The 23,133-nt window shown below is 70.0% G+C and carries 17 protein-coding genes; 9 read left to right on the forward strand and 8 right to left on the reverse strand.

The features are described 5' to 3' along the window. Positions 1 to 95: 95 nt before the first annotated feature. Together parC and ALA01S_RS06765 are read right to left on the reverse strand one after the other, a co-directional pair. The gene (gene parC, locus ALA01S_RS06760; protein ID WP_066333825.1) at positions 96 to 2,435 is read right to left on the reverse strand and encodes a DNA topoisomerase IV subunit A; all 2,340 of its coding nucleotides are present in this window, start codon (positions 2,433 to 2,435) and stop codon (positions 96 to 98) included. 110 nt (positions 2,436 to 2,545) lie between these two features. Then, on the reverse strand, positions 2,546 to 4,528 hold the full coding sequence (locus ALA01S_RS06765) for a DNA topoisomerase IV subunit B (protein WP_066333826.1): 1,983 nt from the start codon (positions 4,526 to 4,528) through the stop codon (positions 2,546 to 2,548). 143 nt (positions 4,529 to 4,671) lie between these two features. On the opposite strand from ALA01S_RS06765, the gene ALA01S_RS06770 reads away from it, so the two are divergent. The 6 genes from ALA01S_RS06770 (at position 4,672) to ALA01S_RS06790 (ending at position 9,689) form a co-directional block, all read left to right on the forward strand. Beyond that, complete coding sequence (locus tag ALA01S_RS06770; RefSeq protein ID WP_066333828.1) at positions 4,672 to 5,910, forward strand: MFS transporter; 1,239 nt, start codon at positions 4,672 to 4,674, stop codon at positions 5,908 to 5,910. Between the two features lie 12 nt (positions 5,911 to 5,922). Continuing rightward, the gene (locus ALA01S_RS35160) at positions 5,923 to 6,057 is read left to right on the forward strand and encodes a hypothetical protein (RefSeq protein ID WP_259375506.1); all 135 of its coding nucleotides are present in this window, start codon (positions 5,923 to 5,925) and stop codon (positions 6,055 to 6,057) included. Between the two features lie 38 nt (positions 6,058 to 6,095). Beyond that, entirely contained in the window at positions 6,096 to 6,653 is a 558-nt protein-coding gene (locus tag ALA01S_RS06775; protein WP_066333829.1) for a class I SAM-dependent methyltransferase, read from the forward strand. Positions 6,654 to 6,719: 66 nt separating this feature from the next. Further along, positions 6,720 to 7,601, forward strand: a complete 882-nt coding sequence (gene dapA, locus ALA01S_RS06780) for a 4-hydroxy-tetrahydrodipicolinate synthase (protein WP_066333832.1) — start codon at positions 6,720 to 6,722, stop codon at positions 7,599 to 7,601. A 95-nt stretch (positions 7,602 to 7,696) separates the two neighbouring features. After that, positions 7,697 to 8,851 carry an NlpB/DapX family lipoprotein gene (gene bamC / locus ALA01S_RS06785; protein WP_066333834.1) on the forward strand — a complete coding sequence of 385 codons (1,155 nt, stop codon included), beginning with the start codon at positions 7,697 to 7,699 and terminating at the stop codon, positions 8,849 to 8,851. Between the two features lie 40 nt (positions 8,852 to 8,891). Then, positions 8,892 to 9,689, forward strand: coding sequence for an MBL fold metallo-hydrolase (locus ALA01S_RS06790; RefSeq protein WP_307189670.1), 798 nt, complete (start codon positions 8,892 to 8,894; stop codon positions 9,687 to 9,689). Between the two features lie 681 nt (positions 9,690 to 10,370). Here ALA01S_RS06790 and ALA01S_RS06795 read toward each other — a convergent pair. Beyond that, entirely contained in the window at positions 10,371 to 11,498 is a 1,128-nt protein-coding gene (locus ALA01S_RS06795) for a JmjC domain-containing protein (RefSeq protein ID WP_066333838.1), read from the reverse strand. A gap of 38 nt (positions 11,499 to 11,536) precedes the next feature. On the opposite strand from ALA01S_RS06795, the gene ALA01S_RS06800 reads away from it, so the two are divergent. Next, the gene (locus tag ALA01S_RS06800) at positions 11,537 to 12,067 is read left to right on the forward strand and encodes an FKBP-type peptidyl-prolyl cis-trans isomerase (protein WP_066333841.1); all 531 of its coding nucleotides are present in this window, start codon (positions 11,537 to 11,539) and stop codon (positions 12,065 to 12,067) included. A 32-nt stretch (positions 12,068 to 12,099) separates the two neighbouring features. Continuing rightward, positions 12,100 to 12,726 (forward strand): LysE family translocator, encoded by a 627-nt coding sequence (locus ALA01S_RS06805; protein ID WP_066333844.1) that lies wholly within the window; start codon positions 12,100 to 12,102, stop codon positions 12,724 to 12,726. Positions 12,727 to 12,793: 67 nt separating this feature from the next. Here ALA01S_RS06805 and ALA01S_RS06810 read toward each other — a convergent pair whose 3' ends face one another. The 4 genes from ALA01S_RS06810 to coaBC all read right to left on the reverse strand — a co-directional run bounded on the left by ALA01S_RS06810 (position 12,794) and on the right by coaBC (position 19,215). Continuing rightward, positions 12,794 to 15,910, reverse strand: a complete 3,117-nt coding sequence (locus ALA01S_RS06810) for an efflux RND transporter permease subunit (RefSeq protein ID WP_066333847.1) — start codon at positions 15,908 to 15,910, stop codon at positions 12,794 to 12,796. Continuing rightward, entirely contained in the window at positions 15,907 to 17,208 is a 1,302-nt protein-coding gene (locus ALA01S_RS06815; RefSeq protein WP_066333851.1) for an efflux RND transporter periplasmic adaptor subunit, read from the reverse strand. Before ALA01S_RS06815 ends, ALA01S_RS06810 begins: the two co-directional genes overlap by 4 nt. A gap of 161 nt (positions 17,209 to 17,369) precedes the next feature. Beyond that, the gene (gene dut / locus ALA01S_RS06820) at positions 17,370 to 17,831 is read right to left on the reverse strand and encodes a dUTP diphosphatase (protein WP_066333854.1); all 462 of its coding nucleotides are present in this window, start codon (positions 17,829 to 17,831) and stop codon (positions 17,370 to 17,372) included. Positions 17,832 to 17,985: 154 nt separating this feature from the next. Continuing rightward, positions 17,986 to 19,215 carry a bifunctional phosphopantothenoylcysteine decarboxylase/phosphopantothenate--cysteine ligase CoaBC gene (coaBC, locus tag ALA01S_RS06825; protein ID WP_066333856.1) on the reverse strand — a complete coding sequence of 410 codons (1,230 nt, stop codon included), beginning with the start codon at positions 19,213 to 19,215 and terminating at the stop codon, positions 17,986 to 17,988. A 120-nt stretch (positions 19,216 to 19,335) separates the two neighbouring features. Here coaBC and ALA01S_RS06830 point away from each other — a divergent pair, with 120 nt between their 5' ends. After that, positions 19,336 to 20,127, forward strand: a complete 792-nt coding sequence (locus ALA01S_RS06830) for a ChaN family lipoprotein (RefSeq protein WP_066333858.1) — start codon at positions 19,336 to 19,338, stop codon at positions 20,125 to 20,127. Positions 20,128 to 20,426: 299 nt separating this feature from the next. Here the strand turns inward: ALA01S_RS06830 and alaS are convergent, their stop codons facing one another. Further along, complete coding sequence (gene alaS / locus ALA01S_RS06835) at positions 20,427 to 23,054, reverse strand: alanine--tRNA ligase (protein WP_066333859.1); 2,628 nt, start codon at positions 23,052 to 23,054, stop codon at positions 20,427 to 20,429. Between the last annotated feature and the right edge of the window lie 79 nt (positions 23,055 to 23,133).

Raw genomic sequence — 23,133 nt, forward strand, 5'->3', positions numbered from 1 at the left:
ACGTCATGCCCGCGCGGGGCCGGGCATGGGCGCATTGCGCGCAAAGAGCGGCCGGCACCGCGAACCCGGTGCCGGCCGTGGGCAGCTTGGGCGCGTCAGCCCACCACGCGCAAGGCCTTCACGAAGCCTTCGACCTTGCGGCCACGCTTGGCGCGCTTGGACAGGTAAGGCGCCACGCCGGCCCAGCGCAGCACCTCCTCCTTGGCCTTGCCGCCGCGGCCGCTGCCCATCACGGTCAGCACCTCGGCGAAGGTGGCCGCCGACAGCAGCGGCTCCTTGGCGTCGACTTCCATCAGCACCAGGCCGCGCCCGCCGCCGGGCTGCAGCTTGAGCTCGGTGAGCGGGAACACCAGCAGCCGCCCGTCCAGCGTGAGGCAAGCCACCTGCTTGTGCGCGGGCATCACCACCGAGGGCGGCAGCAGCAGCTCGCCGTCCTCCAGCGTCAGGAAGGCCTTGCCGGCGCGGTTGCGGCCCTGCAGGTCGCTCACCCGCGCCATCAGGCCAAAGCCGCCCGTGTGCGCCAGCAGCAGCGTGGTGGCGGCGTTGCCGGCAAAGTAATGCGCGGGCTGCGTGCCGGCCTCCAGCTCGATCAGGCTGGTGATGGGCACGCCGTCGCCGCGCCCGCCCGGCAGCGCCGACACGGCCACCGAGTACACGCGGCCGCTGCCCTTGGCCGCGCTGCCGAACACCAGCAGCGTGTCCACGCTGCGGCAGGGGAAGACGCCGTAGAGCGAGTCGCCGGCCTTGAAGGCGAGCGTGGCGGCGTCCACCTCGTGGCCCTTGAGCGCGCGCACCCAGCCCTTGAGGCTGACCACCACCGTCACCGGCTCGTCGGCCACCTTGAGCTCGACGCTGGCGCGCTTGTCGGCCTGTATGAGCGTGCGGCGCTCGTCGCCAAAGGTCTTGGCGTCGGCCTCGATCTCCTTGACCACCGTGCGCTTGAGCGCCGCGGGCGAGGCCAGGATGGCTTCGAGCTTCTCCTGCTCGGCGCGCAGCGCCTTGAGCTCCTGCTCGATCTTGATGGCCTCCAGCCGCGCCAGTTGGCGCAGCCGGATTTCCAGGATGTCCTCGGCCTGGCGGTCGCTCAGACGAAAACGGTCCATGAGCGCGGGCTTGGGCTCGTCCGCGTTGCGGATGATGCGGATGACCTCGTCGATATTGAGCAGGACGAGCTGGCGCCCTTCCAGCACGTGGATGCGGTCCAGCACCTTGGCCAGGCGATGGCGGGTGCGCTTCTGCACCGTGTCGATACGGAAGCCTATCCACTCCAGCAGCACCTGGCGCAGGCTCTTTTGCGTGGGCCGGCCGTCGGCGCCGACCATGGTCAGGTTCAGCGGCGCGCTGCCTTCCAGGCTGGTGTGCGCCAGCAGCACGGTCATGAACTCCTGCTGCGAGACGGTGCGGCTCTTGGGCTCGAACACCAGGCGCACCGGCGCGTCCTTGCTGGACTCGTCGCGCACCGCGTCCAGCACGCCCAACACGCTTTGCTTGAGCTGCAGCTGCTCGGCGGTGAGCGCCTTCTTGCCGGCCTTGACCTTGGGGTTGGTGATCTCCTCGATCTCCTCCAGCACCTTTTGCGCGCTGGCGCCCGGGGGCAGCTCGGTCACGACGACCTGCCACTGGCCGCGGGCCAGTTCTTCAATCTTCCAGCGCGCGCGCACCTTGAGGCTGCCGCGGCCGCCGGCGTAGGCGTCGCGTATCTCGGACGGGCTGCTGATGATCTGGCCGCCGCCGGGAAAGTCGGGGCCGGGCAGCAGCGTGTAGAGCTCGTCGTCGGAAAGCTGCTCGTTCTTGAGCAGCGCCACGGTGGCCGCCGCGACCTCGCGCAGGTTGTGGCTGGGCACCTCGGTGGCCAAGCCCACGGCGATGCCGGAGGCGCCGTTGAGCAGGACGAAGGGCAGCCGCGCGGGCAGCAGCTTGGGCTCGGCGGTGGAGCCGTCGTAGTTGGGCACCAGCTCCACCGTGCCCTCGTCGATCTCGTCGAGCAGCAGCCGCGTGATGGGCGCCAGCCGCGCCTCGGTGTAGCGCATGGCCGCGGCGCCGTCGCCATCGCGGCTGCCGAAGTTGCCCTGGCCGTCGATGAGCGGGTAGCGCAGGGAGAAATCCTGCGCCATGCGCACCAGCGCGTCGTAGGCAGCCGTGTCGCCGTGCGGGTGGTAGCGGCCCAACACGTCGCCCACCACGCGCGCGCTCTTGACGGGCTTGGGCCCGGCGGCCGTCGTGAAGGACAGCCCCATGCGCTGCATGGCGTACAGGATGCGGCGCTGCACCGGCTTCTGGCCGTCGCACACGTCCGGCAGCGCCCGCCCCTTGACCACGCTGAGCGCGTACTCCAGGTAAGCCTGCTGCGCGTAATGCGCCAGGGTGATGGCATCGCTGGCGGCGCCGTCGCCGCCCTCGCTGCCGCCATCGAATTCAAGCGTGCTTTGGTCCATGTCTTGTTGTTTCGCCAGCCCTCAAGGACTGAGGGCGGCAGGCTCCAAAGGCCTGCCGCCGTTGAATGGGTTGTGAAAACCGCGCCTGTGGCGGCGTCCCCGGACGCTCCTCAGACGTCCACCTCCACCGCGTCGCCGTGCAGCTCCATGAGCTCGCGTCGCGCCGCGGCCTCGCCCTTGCCCATGAGCTTGCTCAGCCACTCGGTGGTGGCGGCGAAATCGAGCTGGCCGAAAGCCACGGACAGCAGCCGCCGGGTATCTGGGTTGAGCGTGGTGTCCCACAACTGCTCGGCATTCATCTCGCCCAGGCCCTTGAAGCGGCTGATGGTCCAGCTGCCCTCGCGCGCGCCTTCCTTGCGCAGCTTGTCCAGCATGGCTTCGAGCTCGCCCTCGTCCAGCGCGTAGAGCTTGGCCGCGGGCTTCTTGCCGCGCGCCGGGGCGTCGATGCGGAAGAGGGGCGGCTTGGCCACGAACACGTGACCCGCTTCGATGAGCTTGGGAAAGTGGCGGAAGAAGAGCGTGAGCAGCAGCACCTGGATGTGCGAGCCGTCCACGTCCGCGTCCGACAGGATGCACACCTTGCCGTAGCGCAGCCCCGAGAGGTCGGGCTGGTCGTTGGGCCCGTGCGGGTCCACGCCCACGGCCACGGCGATGTCGTGGATCTCGTTGTTCTTGAACAGCAGGTCGCGCTCGACCTCCCAGGCGTTGAGCACCTTGCCGCGCAGCGGCAGGATGGCCTGCGTCTCCTTGTCGCGGCCCATCTTGGCGCTGCCGCCGGCGCTGTCGCCTTCCACCAGGAAAAGCTCATTGAGCGCGATGTCGCGGCTTTCGCAGTCGGTGAGCTTGCCCGGCAGCACGGCCACGCCGGAGCCCTTCTTCTTCTCGACCTTTTGCGCCGCGCGCTGGCGCGTCTGGGCCTGCTTGATCACCAGCTCCGCCAGCTTCTTGCCGTGCTCCACGTGCTGGTGCAGCCACAGCTCCAGCGCGGGACGGACGAAGGCCGACACCAGCCGCAGCGCGTCGCGCGAGTTCAGCCGCTCCTTGGTCTGGCCCTGGAACTGCGGGTCCAGCACCTTGGCCGACAGCACGAAGCTCGCGCGCGAGAACACGTCGTCGGGCATGAGCTTCACGCCCTTGGGCAGCAGCCCGTGCAGCTCCACGAAGCCCTTGACCGCCGTGAAGAGGCCGTCCTTTAAGCCCGCCTCGTGCGTGCCGCCGGCCACCGTGGGGATGAGGTTGACGTAGCTCTCGCGCAGCGTGCCGCCCTCTTCCGTGAACGCGACGCACCAGGCCGCGCCCTCGCCCTCGGCGAAGTTTTCGGTCTCGGCCGGCGTGGCGTAGCGCTCGCCCTCGAACAGCGGGATGAGCGCGTCGGCGCTCAGGCTTTGCTGCAAGTAGTCGCGCAGGCCGCCCTTGTAGAGCCACTCCAGCGTCTCGCCGCTCTTTTCCACGTGCAGCGTCACGCTCACGCCGGGCATGAGCACGGCCTTGCTGCGCAGCAGGTGGACGATCTCCTGGCGCGGCAGATCGGAGCTTTCGAAGTACTTGGCGTCCGGCCACACGCGCACCCGCGTGCCCGACTTCTTCTCGGACCCGGTGGCCTTGCGCACGGCCAGCGGCTCGATCACGTCGCCGCCGCTGAAGGCCAGGCTCGCGGCCTTGCCCTCGCGCCAGACCTCCACCTGCAGCCGGGTCGCCAGCGCATTGGTCACGCTCACGCCCACGCCGTGCAGGCCGCCGGAGAAGCTGTAGGCGCCGCCGGCCCCTTTGTCGAACTTGCCCCCGGCGTGCAGCCGGGTGAACACGATCTCCAGCACCGGCACCTTCTCCTCGGGATGCAGGCCGTAGGGGATGCCGCGCCCGTCGTCCTCCACGGAAACGGAGGCATCGGCATGCAGCGTCACGGCGATGCGCCGGCCATGCCCGGCCAGCGCCTCGTCGGCGGCGTTGTCTATGACCTCCTGGATGATGTGCAGAGGGTTGTCGGTGCGGGTGTACATGCCCGGCCGCTGCTTGACGGGCTCCAGGCCCTTCAGGACGCGGATGGAGCTTTCGCCGTAAACGGGGGCGGAGTTGGTGCTTTTCGTCGCCATGGCTTGATTGTAAGGACCCCAGGCGCAGTGCTGTGTTTTTGAACAGCTGTTGTAAGGGCCAAACGCGGCTTCCCGCGCCGCTGCAGCGGCGCATGGAAACACCGCGGCCCAAGCGGCCGTGCCGCGGTCGCTACAGTGGCGGGATGAGCCCCGCGCCAACCTCCTCCCCGACCCGTCTCTCCATGACCCAGGTGCTGCTGTGCGGCGCCGCCATCGTCACGCTGTCCATGGGCATACGCCACGGCTTTGGCCTGTGGCTGCAGCCCGTGACCACCGAGCGGGGCTGGACGCGCGAGACCTTCGCCTTCGCGCTGGCGGTGCAGAACATCGCCTGGGGCCTGGCCGGGCCCTTTGCCGGCATGCTGGCCGACCGCTTCGGGGCGTTTCGCGTGCTGGTGAGCGGCTCGCTGCTGTATGCGCTGGGCCTGGTGCTCATGGGGCTGTCCACCACGGGGCTGGCCTTCACCGGCAGCGCGGGGCTGCTCATCGGCATGGCGCAGTCGGGGACGACCTACGCCGTGATCTACGGCGTCATCGGCCGCCACGTGGCCCCGGAAAAGCGCAGCTGGGCCATGGGCGTGGCTGCGGCGGCGGGCTCCTTCGGCCAGTTCCTGATGGTGCCGGTGGAAAACGGCCTCATCGGCGGGGTGGGCTGGCAGAACGCCCTCTTCATCCTGGGCGCGGCGGCGCTGGCCATCATCCCGTTGTCCTTCGGCCTGCGCGAGCCGCGCGCCGTGCCGGCCGCGGGCGGCGCGCCGCAGCAAAGCATGGGCGCGGCGATCAAGGAGGCGCTGGGCTCGCGCAGCTTCCAGTTGCTGACCGCCGGCTACTTCGTCTGCGGCTTCCAGGTGGTGTTCATAGGCGTGCACCTGCCCAGCTACCTCAAGGACCGCGGGCTGGAGCCGCAGGTGGCCACCACGGCGCTGGCGCTCATAGGCCTGTTCAACGTGTTCGGCACCTACGCCGCGGGCACGCTGGGCCAGCGCCTGGCCAAGCGCCACATCCTCTCGGCCATCTACGCGCTGCGCGCGGTGGCCATCACGGCCTTCATCACGCTGCCGCTGTCGCCCATGAGCGTGTACGTGTTCGCCTCGGTCATGGGCGTGCTGTGGCTGTCCACGGTGCCGCCGACCAACGCGGTGGTGGCGCAGATCTTCGGCGTGCGCTTCCTGTCCATGTTGGGCGGCTTCGTGTTCCTGAGCCACCAGGTGGGCTCGTTCCTGGGCGTGTGGCTGGGCGGCAAGCTCTTCGACGCCACGGGCAGCTACGACGTGGTGTGGTGGATCGCGGTGGCCCTGGGCGTGGTCGCGGCGCTGATCAACCAGCCCGTGCGCGAGCAGCCCATTGCCCGCCCAACGCCCGCCACGGCCTCCGCAGCCTGATGGCGCACCGCCATGGCACCGCGCTCTCGCACCAGGCGCTTGCTCGGCTGGGCCGTGGCCGCGCTGGTGCTGGCCCTGGTGTTCCTGGCCTACCTGCGCCCGTCCATGGTGTTCAGCGTCGCCAACCAGCTCTGGAGCTGTTTCTAGAGCCGGCGGCGCCCCCCGCTTCAACCTGAGTTCTGCGCATGCATTCCAGCTCCTCCCCCGCTGACGCCGCTTCGCCCTGGATTCGCCGCTTCACGCCGCTGCTGCCTGCGGGCTGCAGCGTGCTGGACGTGGCCTGCGGCGGCGGCCGCCACGTGCACTGGTTCGCGCAACGGGGCCACGAGGTGGTGGCGCTGGACCGCGACGCCGAGGCCGTGGCACCGCTGCGGGGCATCGCGCGCGTGGTGGTGGCCGACATTGAAAACGGCCCCTGGCCGCTGCCGGGCGAGCGCTTCGGCGCCGTGGTGGTCACGAACTACCTGTGGCGCCCGCTGCTGCCGCGGCTGCTGGAGAGCCTGCAAGACGGCGGCGTGCTGCTCTATGAAACCTTCGCCGCGGGCAACGAGACGGTGGGCCGCCCGCGCAGCCCGGATTTCCTCTTGCGCCCGGGCGAGCTGCTCGACGTGGCGCGTGGCCTGCGCGTGGTGGCATTCGAGGACGGCTTCCTGCAGGAGCCCGCGCGCTTCGTGCAGCGCATTGCCGCCGTGCGCGAAGCCCCACCCGCGCCGGACGCCGCACCGGCGCGCCGTCTTCTGTAGACCCGGCCCGGCGGGCTGCCGAAACGGGCCGGATAGAATCTCGCGATTAAAGGAAGCTTCTCTCCCATGAAACCCATCACCGGAAGCATCGTTGCACTGGTCACGCCCATGCACGAAGACGGCAGCGTGGACTACGCCGCGCTGCGCAGCCTGATCGACTGGCACATCGCCGAAGGCACCGACTGCATAGGCGTCGTGGGCACCACGGGCGAATCGCCCACGGTGTCGGTGGAGGAGCACTGCGAGATCATCCGCGTGGCCGTCGAGCAGGCCGCGGGCCGCGTGCCCATCATGGCCGGCGCCGGCGCCAACTCCACGCGCGAAGCCATTGAGCTGTCGGAGTTCGCCCGCAAGGTCGGCGCCGACTGCACGCTGCAGGTCGTTCCCTACTACAACAAGCCCACGCAGGAGGGCATCTACCGCCACTTCCGCGCCATCGCCGAGGCCGTGGACATCCCCGTGGTGCTCTACAACGTGCCCGGCCGCACCGTGGCCGATATGGCGCACGACACCGTGCTGCGCTTGGCGCAGGTGCCCGGCATCATCGGCGTCAAGGAAGCCACCGGCAACATCGACCGCGCCACGTGGCTGATCAAGCAGGCGCCGCAGGGCTTTGGCATCTACTCCGGCGACGACCCCACCGCCTTCGCCCTCATGCTGGCCGGCGGCCACGGCAACATCAGCGTCACGGCCAACGTGGCCCCGCGCGCCATGGCCGAGCTGTGCAAGGCCGCCATCGCGGGCGACGCCAAGCGCGCCGTGGAGCTGCACATGCAACTGCTGCCGCTGCACAAGCAGCTCTTCGTGGAGCCCAACCCGATTCCCGTGAAGTGGGCGCTGGCGCGCATGGGCCGTTGCGGCCCGGCGCTGCGGTTGCCGCTCACCGGCCTGTCCGAGGCGGCGCAGCCGCTGGTGGAACAGGCCCTGCGCGACAGCGGCCTGCTCTGAGCCGACCCGGCAGCCGGCCACAACGCCGGCTGCGCCGCTCTCGCCCTCCAGACCTTCCGTCCGCCGCGCGGCGGCGGCTTTTCGCGATGCCTGAAATGAACCGTCTCGTCGTCCCGTCCGCGCTTGTGCTGGCCCTTGGACTCGCCGGCTGCTCCACCATGGAAAACGCGCTGTCCGGCGACAAGCTGGACTACCGCAGCCAGGCCACCAAGACCGCGCCGCTGGAAATCCCGCCGGACCTGACCCAGCTCGCCCGCGACCAGCAGCGCTACCAGCCGCAAAACGGCCCGGTCAGCGCCGCCACCTACCAGCAGGCCGCGCCAGCCGCAGGGGCCGCCCCCACGGCGGCGGCCACGCCCGCCGCGGGCGGCGCCGCCACTGCCGGCACGGGTGCCGTGGCACCCACGCAGCTCGGCGACATGCGCATCGAGCGCGCGGGCAACGAGCGCTGGCTGGTCACCTCGGCCACGCCCGACCAGCTCTGGCCTCAGCTCGTGGCCTTCTGGCAGGAGCGCGGCTTCAACATCGCCAAGGACGATGCCCAGGCCGGCGTGATCGAGACCGAGTGGGCCGAGAACCGCGCCAAGCTGCCGCAGGACTTCATCCGCCGCTCCATCGGCAAGATCTTTGACGGCGCCTATTCCACCAGCGAGCGCGACATGTTCCGCACCCGCGTGGAGCGCACCACGCGCGGCACCGAGATCACCATCACGCACCGCGGGATGGAAGAGGTCTTCGTCAGCCAGATGCGCGACCAGACCAAGTGGACCGCCCGTCCCAGCGATCCGGGCCTGGAGGCCGAATTCCTCAGCCGCCTGATGGTCAAGCTCGGCGCCAAGGAGGAAGTGGCCCGCGCCACCGTGGCCCAAGCGCCGGTGCAGGCCCCGCGCGCCCGCGCGCTTGACGGCCAGGCCGCCGCGCTGCAACTGGACGACAGCTTCGACCGCGCCTGGCGCCGCGTCGGCGTGGCGCTGGACCGCAGCGGCTTCACCGTCGAGGACCGGGACCGCACCAGCGGCCTGTACTACGTGCGCTACGTCGACCCCAAGGAAGTCAAGCGCGAGGAGCCCGGCTTCTTCAGCCGCCTCTTCGGCCGCGACGAGAAGCGCGCCGTGACGGACCGCTACCGCGTGGCCGTCAAGTCCGAGGGCAACGCCAGCACCGTGTCGGTGCAGAACGCCCAAGGTGCGCCGGACGGCGGTGAAGTCGCCAAGCGCATCGTGCAGGCGCTGCTGGACGACCTGAAGTAAGCCTTTCGCTGACAACCTCTTCCCGGCAGTACCGCGGGTGATGCGCTTCAGCAACCTGGGCAGCGGCAGCTCAGGCAATTCGACCCTGGTCGAGGCCGGCCCCGCCGGCCGGCCCACGCGGCTGCTGGTGGACTGCGGCTTCTCCATGCGCGAGCTGGGCCGGCGCTTGGCGCTGCGCGGCGTGGAGCTTGGGCAGATCGACGCCGTGTTCGTCACGCACGAGCATGGCGACCACGTGGGCTGCGCCCTCACGCTGGCACGCCGCCATGGCGTGCGGCTGTGCATGAGCGCGGGCACTTGGGCCGCGCTGCGCCGCAAGGCGGGGCTGGACGAGTCCGACGCCGAGCCCGCTTTCCTGCAGGTGCTGGCCTGCGGCGACAGGCTGGACTTGGGCGCGCTGCAGCTTCAACCCTTTGGCGTGCCGCATGACGCGCGCGAGCCGCTGCAGTTGCGCGTGCACGATGGCCAGCACCACCTGGGCCTGCTCACCGACTTGGGCGAGGTGACGGACGCCGTCGCCCAAGCCCTTGGCGGCTGCGATGCCCTGCTGCTGGAAACCAATCACGACCGCGACATGCTGGCCGCCGGGCCCTATCCCTGGGTGCTCAAGCGCCGCATCAGCGGCCGCTTCGGCCACCTGGAAAACAGCCTGTCCGCCGCGCTGCTGCAGCGGCTTCACCACGCCGGGCTGCGCCACGTGGTGGCCGCGCACCTGAGCCGCCAGAACAACACGCCTGAGCTGGCCGCGCAGGCGCTGGCCGCGGCCTTGGGCACGGGCGTGCAGGACGTGCTCGTCGCCGACCCCGTGCACGGCTGCGGCTGGCTGGACCTGCACTGAACGGGCGCGCGCCACGGCGCGCTTTTCAATGTCCCCAGCACGGCTCCCGCGTCCCGGAGCGTGCATGCGTGCGCACGAATCGTCCGGCGCCACGCCGCAAGTGAAGCGCAGGCGGCTTGTGGAGCGCATCGCGCATCCCGCTCTTCGCCCCGTCCCGGGCCGCATCCGCTCCCGGCCATAAAAAAAGCCGCCCGCAGGCGGCTTCTTTTCCAGCTGTGGCTTGCAGATTACTGCGAAGCGGCAGAGGCAGCGGCGGAAGCGGCCGAAGCGGCAGCGTCGGCGGCGCCAGCAGCGGCGGAAGCGGCAGCGGAGGCAGACTCGGCGGCCGGAGCAGCGGCGGGAGCGGGAGCCGGGGCGGGGGCAGGAGCTTCTTCCTTCTTGCCGCAAGCGGTCAGGGCAGCGGCGGCAATGACGGCAGCCAGCAGGAGCGACTTGTTCATTTGTGTGTCCTCGAATTCGAAAAGTAGTCGAACAATTACCAATCGGCTGGGGTGTTCGAAGCCCCGACTCACGGGGACGCGGATCGTTACTTGTGAACCTTGTCCAACCTGAAATTATACCGTTGCACTAGGGTAGGTCCCTACTGCAACGGGCCGCTGCGCCCTTGGACGGTGCAAGCGTTGCGGCCACGCATCACTTTCGTGCCTGTAACGATTGCTGCCTTGATTGGAAGTTGAGGCCTCAAGCTTCCAGCGGCTGCACCCAGCCGGCGCAGGCCCAATCGCGGAGCAATTCGTGTGCGTCCTCGCTCAATGCGGCCACGTCGCGCGCGGACAGCCGGCCCTCGTCGGCCAGGCGGCGCATGAGCCGCGCGTCGCGCCCGCCGGCGCGGAAGGACTCGCCGTTGATGAAGACGAATTTCTCGTCATACATCATGCGGCTGCGCCGGTGCAGGGCAACGCCGCCCGCGACGTCCGCGTCCTCGTTCTGCTCGAACCACACGATGGGTTTGGGCTCGCTCAGGATCTCCCCCAGCGCCGCCTGCAGCAGCGCCGGGTCGCGCAGCGCACGCTCCAGAGCGCGGCGCGCGAAGTCCGACAGCGCCTGCGGAATCTCGCCCGGCGTGGCGGTGGCGGGCTGCTTGGGGTCGCGGTAGAGGCGGCCCTTCTCCTCCTCGTCCATGAGCTCCGGCAGGCGCTGCAGCAACTCGCGGGCGAGGTCGTCCTCGCAGGGCACGCGGAAGCCCGCCGAGCAGGTCATGCACTCGCCGTCCACGGCCGTGCCGTCGTGGCCCCAGCGCGGGGGCAGGTAGAGCATGTCGCCGGGCTCCAGCACCACGTCCTCGGTGGGTTGGAAGTTGGCCAGCAGCTTCAGCGGCACGCCGGGCACCAGGGATTCGTCCTGCACCGGGCCTATGCGCCAGCGGCGCTTGCCCTGCACCTGAATGAGGAACACGTCGTAGTTGTCCATGTGGGCGCCGACGCCGCCGCCCTCGCTGGCCCAAGAGATCATCAGGTCGTCCAGCCGCGCCTGCGGAACGAAGCGAAAGCGCGAGAGCAACTCGTGCGCGGCCGGCACGTGGTGGTCCAGCCCCTGCACCAGCAGCGTCCAGCGCGGCTGCTTGACCGCGGGCAGTGCCTGGCGCGGCAGCGGCCCGTGGCGCAGCTTCCAGGCGTCGCCCTTGGCGACGATGACGCGGGATTCGACGTCCTCCTGCTGCGCCAGCGCGAACATGTCGGCACGGGTGATGGGCGGCGTGATGCCGGGAAGGGCCTGGCGCACCAGCAAGGGCTTTTTCTGCCAGTAGCGGCGCATGAAGGTGGCGGGGCTGATGCCGCCGAGAAGGGTCGTGGCTTGGTCAATCTGCATTCCCGGGATTGTCATGCCCGCTGTGGCATCCTCGGACGATGAACATCAACGCACCTTGCGTGGTCAGCCTCTCCTGGACGCTGGCCGACGCACAAGGCCAGACCATCGACGAGCTGGCCGATCCGGTCGAATTCTTTTACGGCGGCGAAGACCTCCTGCCCAAGGTCGAAGAAGCCCTGGCCGGCCACGAGACCGGCCACGAGGCCTGGCTGCACCTGGAGCCCGAGCACGCCTTCGGCGACTACAAGCCTGAGCTGGTGTGCTTCGAGGCCAGAAGCCTGTTCCCCGAGCAGGTCGAGCCCGGCATGGCCTTCGAAGGGCTGCCTGAGGGCAGCGCCACCACCGGCATGCCCGCCGACACCGTCTACATGGTCACCGAGGTGTACCCGGAGCACGTGGTGCTGGACGGCAACCACCCGCTGGCCGGCATCGCGCTGCAGCTGCACATCAAGGTGCGCGACGTGCGCGAGGCCACCGAGGAAGAAATCGAGGCCGGCAGCGTCGGCGACAGCGTGCTGGCCCTCCTGGCCCCGCCGCCCGGCGCGCCGCGCGACGAAACGCTGCACTGACAGCGCCGAAGTAAAGAGAAGGAAGTACAGGCATGAGCTCCGGCATCCAATGGGACCTGTTCCTCGCCGCTGCCACGGCGCTGGCCCTCACGCCGGGGCCGGACATGATTTACGTCGTCTCGCGCGCGCTGGCGCAGGGCCGCAAGGCGGCGCTGATCTCCGCGGCCGGGCTGACGCTGGGCGTGGCGGCCCACACCTTCTTCGCCGCCTTCGGCGTGACGGTGCTGCTGCAGACCTCGGAGATCGCCTTCACGGCGCTCAAGGTCGCGGGCGCCTGCTATCTGCTGTGGATGGGCGTGCAGCTGTGGCGCGCGGCGCCGAGCATGGACATCCACGCCGCGTCTGACCGCCTGGGCCCGCGCGCCCTCTTCCTGCAAGGCGCCCTGTCCGCGCTGCTCAACCCCAAGCTGGCCCTTTTCTTCCTGGCCTTCCTGCCGCAGTTCGTCCCGGCCGACAGCGCCTCGCCGGCGCTGGACACGGTGCTGCTGGGCCTGGCCTTTGGCGCCATTGGCGTGCCGGTGCAGGCCGTGGCGGGCTGGGTGGCCGGATCGCTGAGCCAGGCGCTGCGCCGCAACCCGCGCGCGGTGGTGAGCACCTTCCGCTTCAGCGGCGCGCTCATGCTCATCCTGGGCTTGAGGCTGCTGGTGTCGCCGCGCTGACAGCGCTTGCCCGACGCGAAAAAGCCGGCCCGCGGGCCGGCTTTTTCATTGGGCGGCGCCTGGCGGCTCAAGCCGCCTTGGCCGCCTGCCCCGGCTCATCCGCCTCGCCCTGCTCCGGCGCCGTGATGGGCCCCTTGCCGCTGAAGCGGTCCAGCGCGAGGTAAATCACCGGGGTGATGTAGAGCGTCACGGCCTGCGAGAACACCAGGCCGCCCACCACCGCCAGGCCCAGCGGCTGGCGCAGCTCGGCGCCGGCGCCTATGCCCAGCGCGATGGGCAGCGCGCCCATGAGCGCGGCCAGCGTGGTCATCATGATGGGACGAAAGCGCAGCACGCAGGCCTCGCGTATGGCCTCCACCGGCTTCATGCCGCGCTCGCGCTGCGCCTCCAGCGCGAAGTCGATCATCATGATCGCGTTCTTCTTGACGATGCCTATGAGCAACAGGATGCCGATCGTGGCGATGATGGTCAGGTCCTGGCCGAAGAACTTGAGCATCAGCAGCGCGCCCACGGCGGCCGAGGGCAGGCCCGCCAGGATGGTCAGCGGGTGGATGTAGCTCTCATACAGCACGCCCAGCAGCACGTAGATCACCAGCAGCGCCGCCACGATCAATATCGCCTGGCTGCCCTGCGAGCTCTTGAAAACGGCCGCGTCGCCGCCGTAGCGGGTGATGATGGATTCGGGCATCCCTATGGCCGTGCGGTAGCCCTCCAGCTTCTCCGTCGCGTCGCCCAGCGCCACGCCGGGGGCGAGGTTGAAGGACACCGTCACCGCCTGCAGCTGGCCCACGTGGTTGACCGAGATGGGCCCCACCGTGCGAGAGACGGTGGCGAAGGCCGACAGCGGCACCAGCGTGCCGCCGGCGGAGCGCACGTAGATGCGCGAGAGGTCCGCCTCGTCCTCCTTGGCCTGCGGCGCCGCCTCCATGATCACCTGGTAGTTGTCGGTGTTGGTGTAGATCGTGGAGACCTGCCGCTCGCCAAACGCGCTGTAGAGCGCGGTGCGCACGGCGTCTATGGACACGCCCAGGGTGTTGGCGCGGTCGCGGTCGATGGACAGCGAGGCCTGCAGCCCGCGCAGTTGCGCGTCGCTGGTGACGTCGCGGAACAGCGCATCGCCGCGCAGCTTTTCCTGCAGCTTGGTGGCCCATTCGTAGATCTCGCCGGCCTGCACGCTTTGCAGGATGTACTGGTACTGCGCCTTGCTGGAGCGGCCGCCGAGCTGCAGGTTCTGCACCGGGCGCATGTAGACGGTGATGCCCGCCACCGTGCGCAGCTTGCGCCGCAGGCCCTCCACCACTTCCTTCATGCTCGCGCGGTCCTTGCGCGGCTTGAGGTTGACGAACATGCGCCCGGTGTTGGTGGTGTTGCCGCCGCCGCCCAGGAAGGAGTTGACGCTGAGCACGTTGGGGTCGTCGCGGATGATGGCCGCCGCGCGCTCCTGCAACTGCACCATGCCCTGGAAGGAGATGTCCTCCGCCGCTTCCGTGCTCACCGAGAGCTGGCCGATGTCTTCCTCGGGGAAGAAGCCCTTGGGAATGGTCATGAACAGCCAGACCGTGGCCACCAGGGTGCCCAGCGCCACCAGCATCACCACGCCGCGGAACTTGAGCGCGGCGTCCAGCGTGCGGCTGTAGACGCGCAGCACGGCATCGAAAGCGTGCTCGAAGCCGCGCACCAGCAGCCCGGGCGGCTTCTTGTGCGCCTCGTCGCTCAGGAAACGGCTGGCCAGCATGGGCACCAGCGTGAGCGACACGAAGGCCGACACCACGATGGCCAGCGACACCACCACGGCGAACTCGTGGAACAACAGCCCAATCACCCCGGGCATGAAGAAGATGGGGATGAAGACCGCGATCAGCGAGGTGGAGATGGAGATGATGGTGAAGCCCACCTCGCGCGAGCCGCGCAGCGCGGCCTGGAAGGGCGGCACGCCCTCCTCCACGTGGCGGATGATGTTCTCCAGCATCACGATGGCGTCGTCCACCACCAGGCCCACGGCCAGCGTCAGGCCCAGCAGCGAGATGTTGTCCAGCGAGTAGCCCAGCCCCCACAGCAGCGACAGCGCGCCCACCAGCGACACCGGCAGCGACAGCGACGGGATGACGGTGGCCACGAAGCGGCGCAGGAACAGGAAGATCACCAGCACCACCAGCACCACCGTGCCCAGCAGCGTGAGGTTGACGTCGTGCAGCGCCTCGCGGATGGACACCGAGCGGTCGTTGACCAGGCTCACTTTCACCGACTGCGGCAACTGTTCCTGGAACCCCGGCAGCGCCGCCTTGATGGAGTCCACCACCCGCACCGTGTTGGCGTCGGGCTGCCTTTGAATGGCCAGCGTGATGGAGCGCTCGCCGTTGAAGCTGTTGAAGTTGCGGACGATCTCGTAGCTGTCCTCGACCTGCGCCACGTCGCGCAGCCGCACGGCGTTGCCGTTGCGGCTGGCAACGATCACTTCCGAGAACTCGGCCGCGTTGCGCAACTGGCGGTTGGCCTGCAGCGTGAGCGTCTGGCTCGTCCCTTCCAGCGTGCCCACGGGCGTGTTGGCGTTGGCCGCGCGCAGGGCGCCGGCGACTTCGTCCAGGCCGATGTTGCGGGCGGCAAGCTGGTCCGGCAGCACGCGCACGCGCACGGCAAAGCGCTTCTGGCCGTAGATGTTCACCTGCGCCACGCCGGGCAGCGTGGACAGCGTCGGGGAGATGAGGTGCTCGGCGTAGTCGTTGAGGTCTTGCAGGCTCAGCGCGGGCGAGGTCAGCGCCAGCAGCAGCACGGGGGCGTCGGCGGGGTTGACCTTGCGGTAGGACGGCGGCTGCGTCATGTCCTGCGGCAACTGGCGCTGCGCGCGCAGCAGCGCGGCCTGCACGTCCACGGCGGCGGCGTCGATGTCGCGGCCCTCGTCGAACTCCAGCGTCACCGAGGTGTTGCCCAGCGTGCTGGTGGAGCTGATGACGTTCAGGCCCGGAATGGTCTGGAACTGCTTTTCCAGTTGCAACGCCACCGAGGTGGCCATGTTCTCGGGGCTGGCGCCGGGCAGCGAGGCCGAGACGTTGATGACGGGCGTGTTGTAGCTGGGCAGCGCCGCCACCGGGATGCGGCCATAGGCCAGCACACCGGCCACGACGATGGCCAGGTTGAGCAGCACCGTCATCACCGGACGGCGAATGAACAGCTCCGACAGGTTCACCGCAGCGCCTCCGCCTGCGACGCCGCCGTGGCCAGCGCCACCGATTTATCGGGCGCCGCGGCACCGCCGCTGCCGCTCCCGGCACTACCCGCGCCACCGCCGCCCTGCCCGCCGTGGCCTTCGCCGCCGCGGCCCGCGGGGGCCCCCGCGCCGCGCTCGACCACCGGGGCACCGGGGCGCAGGTTCTGCTTGCCGTCCACCACCACGCGTTCACCCGCGCGCACACCGTCCACCACCGCGTCGTTGCCGGCGGCGTAAGTCACCGTGACGGGCCGCGCCGCGGCTTTGTTGCCCTCGATCACGAAGAGGGTCGTTCCGCGCGGGCCCTGGATGACGGCCGCCTGCGGCACCACCACCGCGCCGCGCAGCGTGCGCACGGTCAGGCTCACGTCCACGAAGGCGCCGGGCCACAGCGACTGGTCGGCGTTGTCGAACTGGGCCTTCACGCGCACCGTGCCCGACGCCAGGTCCACCGCGTTGTCCACGAACTGGAGTTTTCCGGTGCGGGGCTTGCGGCCTTCCGGCAGCACGGCCTGCACCTGGCCGCCGCCCTGGCCCATGAGCTCCAGCAGCGCGGGCAGCTCGCGCTGCGGCAGGTTGAAGGCCACGGCGATGGGGTCGATCTGCGTGAGCGTGAGCAGCGCCGCGCCCGTGGGCGAGACGCTGGTGCCGGGATAGACGTTCACGGTGCCGATGCGCCCGTCCCCCGGCGCCGTGATGCGGCTGTAGGACAGCGCCACCTTGGCGGCATCCAGCGCGGCGCGGTCCGCGGCCACCACGGCGGCCTGCGCCTCGGCCTGCGCCTGCGCCGTGTCCACCGCGCCCTGCGACACGAAGTTCTGCGCCAGCAGCTCGCGGCTGCGGGCGAGCTGGCGCTGGGCGTCGGCGGCGGTGGCCTGGTCGCGCAGCAGTTGCGCCTGCGCGCGGGCGACGTTGGCCTCGTCGTTGCGCGCGTCCAGCGTGAACAGCAGCTCGCCGCGCTTGACGTTCTGGCCCTCGCGCACGTGCACCTGCGTCACCTGGCTGGCCACCTGCGGCTTCACTTCCACGCTGCGCAGCGCCGTGACGGTGCCGGGCGCCTGCAGCAGCACCGGCACGTCGCGCTGCTGCGCCACCACGCTGGTGACGCTCACCGGCGCGCCGCCGGCGCCGGACGCCGCGCCGCTGGCCGCGGAGGCCGCCGCCGATGCGCCGCCGCCCGCGGGCGCGGCCTCCTTGCGGCCGTTGAACCACCAGGCGCCGGAGAGGCCGGCCACGATGAGGACCGCCGCCAGGGCAGCCGCTTTGGGCTTGGACATGGATCGCTGTGGTCCGTCGAAAGGAAGAAATTGCCGGTTCGCGGGTCTGTCGGCAAGTCGCCAGCCCGCAGCGGCCAAGGGTTTATTGATCGGCCAGCGGGGCGCCATCTTGATGCGCCGCGCGCCCGGGGCAAACGCTTAGGCGCATAAGCAAAGCAGGTTCAGTTCCGGCCGGTGGAACCGAAGCCGCCCTCGCCGCGCTGCGAATCGCCGAACTCCTGCACGCGGCGGAACTGGGCCTGCACCACGGGGACGATGATCATTTGCGCGATGCGCTCCAGCGGCTGCACGGTGAAGGGCTCCTTGCCGCGGTTCCAGCAGCTCACCATGAGCGGGCCCTGGTAGTCGGCATCGATGAGGCCGACTAGATTGCCCAGCACCAGGCCGTGCTTGTGGCCCAGGCCCGAGCGCGGCAGCAGCATGGCGGCCAGGCCGGGGTCGCCGATGTGGATGGCGATGCCCGTGGGGATGAGCGCCGCGTCGCCGGGCTGCAGCACCAGCGGCACGTCCAGGCAGGCGCGCAGGTCCAGCCCGGCGCTGCCGGGAGTGGCGTAGCGGGGAGCCAGCTCGTCCCAGCGCTCGGCGACGCGGGGGTCGAGGATTTTCAGGTCTATGGTGGTCATGCAGGGTTCCGGTTGAAAAAGGAACCGTCATGCCCGCGCACGCGGGCATCCACGAGCCGCGTGACGCAGCCTTGGCGGCATCACGGCAAGGGTGGATGCCCGCCTGCGCGGGCATGACGATGTGTTGTGGGAGTTGGGAGTTGGCCGGGTGTCTTCAGCTTCGGCTGGCCAGCCGCTGCGCAATCTCCTGTACCAGCACGCGCGAAAGCGCCCGCTTGGACGCGCAGGGCACTTCGCGCTCACCCTGGGCATCCACCAGCAGCAGCGCGTTGTCGTCGCGGCCGAAGGTGGCGGGGCCCAGGTTGCCCACCACCAGGGGCACATTCTTTCGCTGAAGTTTTTCCCGCGCGTGTCTGGCCAGGTCGTGGCTCTCGGCGGCAAAGCCCACGCAGTAAGGCCTGCGCGCCAGCCGCGCCACCGCGGCCAGGATGTCGGGGTTCTCGACGAGCTCCAGCACCGGCACGTCGCGGCCCGGGGCCTTCTTGATCTTGGCGTCCGACACGTCGGCCGGGCGCCAGTCGGCCACCGCGGCAGTGGCCACGAACACGTCGTGCTCGGGGGCCAGCGGCAGCACCGCGTCGAACATCTGCCGCGCCGTGCGCACGTCGATGCGGCGCACCCCGGCGGGCGTGTCCAGGTGCACGGGGCCGGCCACGAGCGTCACCTCGGCGCCCGCCTCCTGCGCCGTGCGGGCGATGGCGAAACCCATCTTGCCGCTGGAGAGATTGGTCAAGCCCCGCACCGGGTCGATGGGCTCGAAGGTCGGCCCGGCGGTGATCAGGAGCTTCTTGCCTTGCAAGACCTTGGGTTGGAAGAAGCCGATGACGGCGTCGCGCAGCTCAACGGCCTCCAGCATGCGGCCATCGCCCACTTCGCCGCAGGCCTGGTCGCCGTGGCCCGGGCCCAGCAGCAGGGCGCCGTCGGCCACCACTTGGGCGACGTTGCGCTGCGTGGCCGGGTGGGCCCACATCTCGCGGTTCATGGCCGGGGCCAGCAGCAGCGGCACGCGCTCGTGGCCGGAGGCAAAGGGGCGGGCCAGGCATAGCAGGCTCAACAGCTCGTCGGCGCGGCCCTGGGCGAGCTGCGCGATGAGGTCGGCGCTGGCCGGGGCGATGAGGATGGCGTCGGCCGCGCGGCTCAGGTTGATGTGGGCCATCGCGTTGTGCTCGCGCTCGTCCCACTGGCTGCGCACCACGGGGCGGCCGGAGAGGGCCTGCATCGTCACGGCGGTGATGAACTGTTCGGCCGCGGGCGTCATCACCACCTGCACCGTGGCGCCGGCGCGCATGAGCTCGCGCACCAGCTCGGCGGACTTGTAGCAGGCGATGCCGCCGGAGAGGCCGAACACCAGGTGCCGGCCGGCGAGATCGGGGGGTTCCTTCATAAGGCGCGCACTCTATCAGGGGCTTGCGCGCGGCCATGTCCAGGCCCGCGGCTCGCTATGCTGGGCCTTGGGGCCGTCGCCTGGCGCCCCACCGTTGCTCTGCCTGGAGAGGGTTCCTGCATGAAACCGCTGCCGCGCCTGTTCCCGCTGTTGCTGTCCCTGGGCCTGCTGCTGCCCTGTGCGCGGGCCGCCATGCCGCCGACCGCGCCGCGCGTGCTGCTCTACGGCGAGCAGCACGACCAGGCCGACCAGCAGCGGCAGGTGGCGCAAGCGGTGCGCGAGCTGGCGCAGCAGCGGCGGCTGGCCGCCGTGGTGCTGGAGATGGCCGAGAGCGGCGCCAGCACGGCGCGGTTGCCCGCCGCGGCCGACGAGGCCGCCGTCAAGGATGCCCTGCGCTGGAGCGCCGCCGCCTGGCCCTGGGATACCTATAAGGACGTGGTGATGTCGGCCGTGCGCGCCGAGGTGCCGGTGCTGGGCGGCAACCTGCCGCGGCGCGACATGCGCGAGGCCATGCAGAACGAATCTCTGGACCGGCTGCTGCCCCCGGCCATCAACGACGAATTGAAAACCGCCATACGCGAGGGCCACTGCGGGCTGCTGCCGGCCGAGCACGAGGGCGGCATGTTGCGCATACAGCTCGCGCGCGACCAGAGCATGGCGCGCACCGTGGCGCAGGCCGTGGAGAGCGCGGGCCCCGGCCGCCAGGTGCTGCTGCTCTCCGGCGCGCAACACGCCGCGCGCGACCGCGGCGTGCCGCTGCACCTGCAGCAGCTCGGCTTCAAGGCCGACGATCTCTACGTGACCATGTTCGGCCATGCCCCCGGCGACGCCCTGCCCTCGGACCGCACCCTGCCCTCGCTGCATTCCACCGGCGGGACGGACCCTTGCGAGCAGCTCAAGGGGCGCAAGTGACTGGGAGCAGCAAGAAGACCAGGACGCCGTGCCCCCTGTTCCGTCATGCCCGCGAAAGCGGGCATCCACGAACGCCGAGGTGCCGTCTTCGCACCGCATCGCATGAGGCTGCGGTGAGCACGCCGCTGTAGCGGTACTCGTGGATGCCCGCTTTCGCGGGCATGACGAATCGGGGGCGCAGCACCCTGTGCTCACGACACGCCCTCCACCTCCAAAGCAAACCAAAGCAAAAAGCCCGTCGGCCAACAGCGCGACGGGCTTTCTTCATGCAGGCGCCGCGTTGGGCGCCACCGGCAGGCTTACAGCCGCTCGGCCACCCAGCCCTGCACCGAGGCCAGGGCCTGGGGCAGCTTGGAGGCGTCCGTGCCGCCGGCCATGGCCATGTCCGGCTTGCCGCCGCCCTTGCCGCCGACTTGCTGCGCCACGAAGTTCACCAGCTCGCCGGCCTTGACCTTGGCGATGGAGTCGGCCGTCACGCCCGCGGCGATCTGCACCTTGGCGCCTTCTACGGCGGCCAGGACGATGGCGGCGCTCTTGAGCTTGTCCTTGAGCTTGTCCATGGTCTCGCGCAGGGTCTTGGCGTCGGCGCCTTCCAGCGTGGCGGCCAGCACCTTCAGGCCCTTCACCTCCACGGCGCGGGTGAGCAGCTCGTCGCCCTGGGAAGACGCCAGCTTGCCCTTGAGCGCGGCGATTTCCTTCTCCAGCGCGCGCACCTGCTCCTGCACTTGCGTGAGGCGCGCCGGCACGTCGGCCGGCGTCACCTTCAGGGCGCCGGCCACGCTGCTGACCGTGGTCTCCAGCGACTGCACGTAGGCCAGCGCGTTCTCGCCCGTGACGGCCTCGACGCGGCGGATGCCGGCGGCCACGCCGCCTTCGGCCACGATTTTGAAGAGGCCGATGTCGCCCGTGCGCTGCACGTGCGTGCCGCCGCACAGCTCCTGCGTGGAGCCGATGCGCAGCACGCGCACGCGCTCGCCGTACTTCTCGCCGAACAGCATCATGGCGCCCGTCTTTTGCGCGTCTTCCAGCGCCATGACGGTGGCGTCGGTGGCCTCGTTGGCCAGGACTTCGGCGTTGACGATGGCCTCGACGCGGCGGATTTCCTCGGCCGTCAGCGGCGCGGTGTGCGCGAAGTCGAAGCGCGTGCGCTCCGGCGTCACCAGCGAGCCCTTTTGCTGCACGTGGCCGCCGAGCACCTCGCGCAGCGCCTTGTGCATCAGGTGCGTGGCGCTGTGGTTGCGCATGATGCGCGCGCGCCGCTCGGCGTCCACGCGGGCGTTGAAGGCGTCGCCCACGCGCACCTCGCCCTCGACGACGCGGCCGTGGTGGCCGAACACGTCGGCCTGGATCTTCATGGTGTCGTCCACTTCCACGCGCGTGCTGGCGTTGCGCAGCTCGCCGGCGTCGCCGACCTGGCCGCCGCTCTCGGCATAGAAGGGGGTGTGGTCCAGCACGATCACGGCGTCGTCGCCGGCGCGGGCGGACTCGGCCTGCACGCCGTCCACGTACACGGCCACCACGGTGGCGGTGTCGTGCAGCAGCTTGTCGTAGCCGTGGAAGGTCGTGGCCGAGCCGCTGTACTCCAGGCCGGCGGCCATCTTGAACTTGCCGGCGGCGCGGGCCAACTCGCGCTGGCGGTTCATGGCGACGTTGAAGCCGGCCTCGTCCACCGTCACGCCGCGCTCGCGGCACACGTCGGCCGTGAGGTCCAGCGGGAAGCCGTAGGTGTCGTGCAGCTTGAAGGCGGTCTCGCCGTCCACCACCTGCGCGCCCGTGGCCAGGGCCGCTTCCAGGATTTCCATGCCGTTGGCGATGGTCTGGAAGAAGCGCTCCTCCTCCTGCCTGAGCACCTCGGTGACGCGCGACTCGTTCTGGCGCAGCTCGGAGTAGGCGTCGCCCATCTCCTTGACCAGCGCGGCCACGAGCTTGTGGAAGAACGGGGTGCGCGCGCCCAGCTTGTAGCCGTGGCGGATGGCGCGGCGCGTGATGCGGCGCAGCACGTAGCCGCGGCCGGCGTTGCCGGGGATCACGCCGTCGGCCACCGTGAAGGCGCAGGCGCGGATGTGGTCGGCAATCACCTTGAGCGAGGGCGAGGCCGCGTCGCAGTGGCCGGCACCGGCCGCGTCCACCGCGCCCTTGGCCGCGGCCAGCAGGTTCACGAACAGGTCGATCTCGTAGTTGGAGTGCACGTGCTGCAGCACCGCCGCGATGCGCTCCAGGCCCATGCCGGTGTCGACGCTGGGTTTGGGAAGCTTGTGCATCACGCCCGCTTCGTCGCGGTTGAACTGCATGAACACGTTGTTCCAGATCTCGATGTAGCGGTCGCCGTCTTCATCAGGCGACCCCGGCGGGCCGCCGGCGATCTCGGGGCCGTGGTCGTAGAAGATCTCGGTGCACGGGCCGCAGGGGCCGGTGTCGCCCATCATCCAGAAGTTGTCCGAGGCGTAGCGCGCGCCCTTGTTGTCGCCGATGCGCACGATGCGCTCGGCCGGCACGCCCACGGTCTTGTTCCAGATCTCAAACGCCTCGTCGTCCTCGGCGTAGACCGTCACCCAGAGCTTGTCCTCGGGCAGCTTGAACACCTTGGTCAGCAGCTCCCAGGCGTACTGGATGGCGTCGTGCTTGAAGTAGTCCCCGAAGCTGAAGTTGCCCAGCATCTCGAAGAAGGTGTGGTGCCGCGCGGTGTAGCCCACGTTGTCCAGGTCGTTGTGCTTGCCGCCGGCGCGGATGCACTTCTGGGCCGTGGTGGCGCGGCTGTAGGGGCGCTTGTCGAAGCCCAGGAACACGTCCTTGAACTGGTTCATCCCCGCGTTGGTGAACAGCAGCGTGGGGTCGTCGCCCGGCACCACGGGGCTGGAGGCCACGATGGCGTGGCCCTTGGACTCGAAGAACTTCAGGAACGACTGGCGGATTTCGGCGGCTTTCATCCGGTGCTTTCTGGAGTCAGCGGGCGGCTCTCGCGGCCCGCGACAGGCATGCTCTGCGACGGCCTTCCCGTGGGGATGG

The sequence above is a fragment of the Azohydromonas lata NBRC 102462 genome (genome assembly GCF_001571085.1).
In the GTDB taxonomy this organism is placed as follows: Bacteria; Pseudomonadota; Gammaproteobacteria; order Burkholderiales; family Burkholderiaceae_C; genus Azohydromonas; species Azohydromonas lata.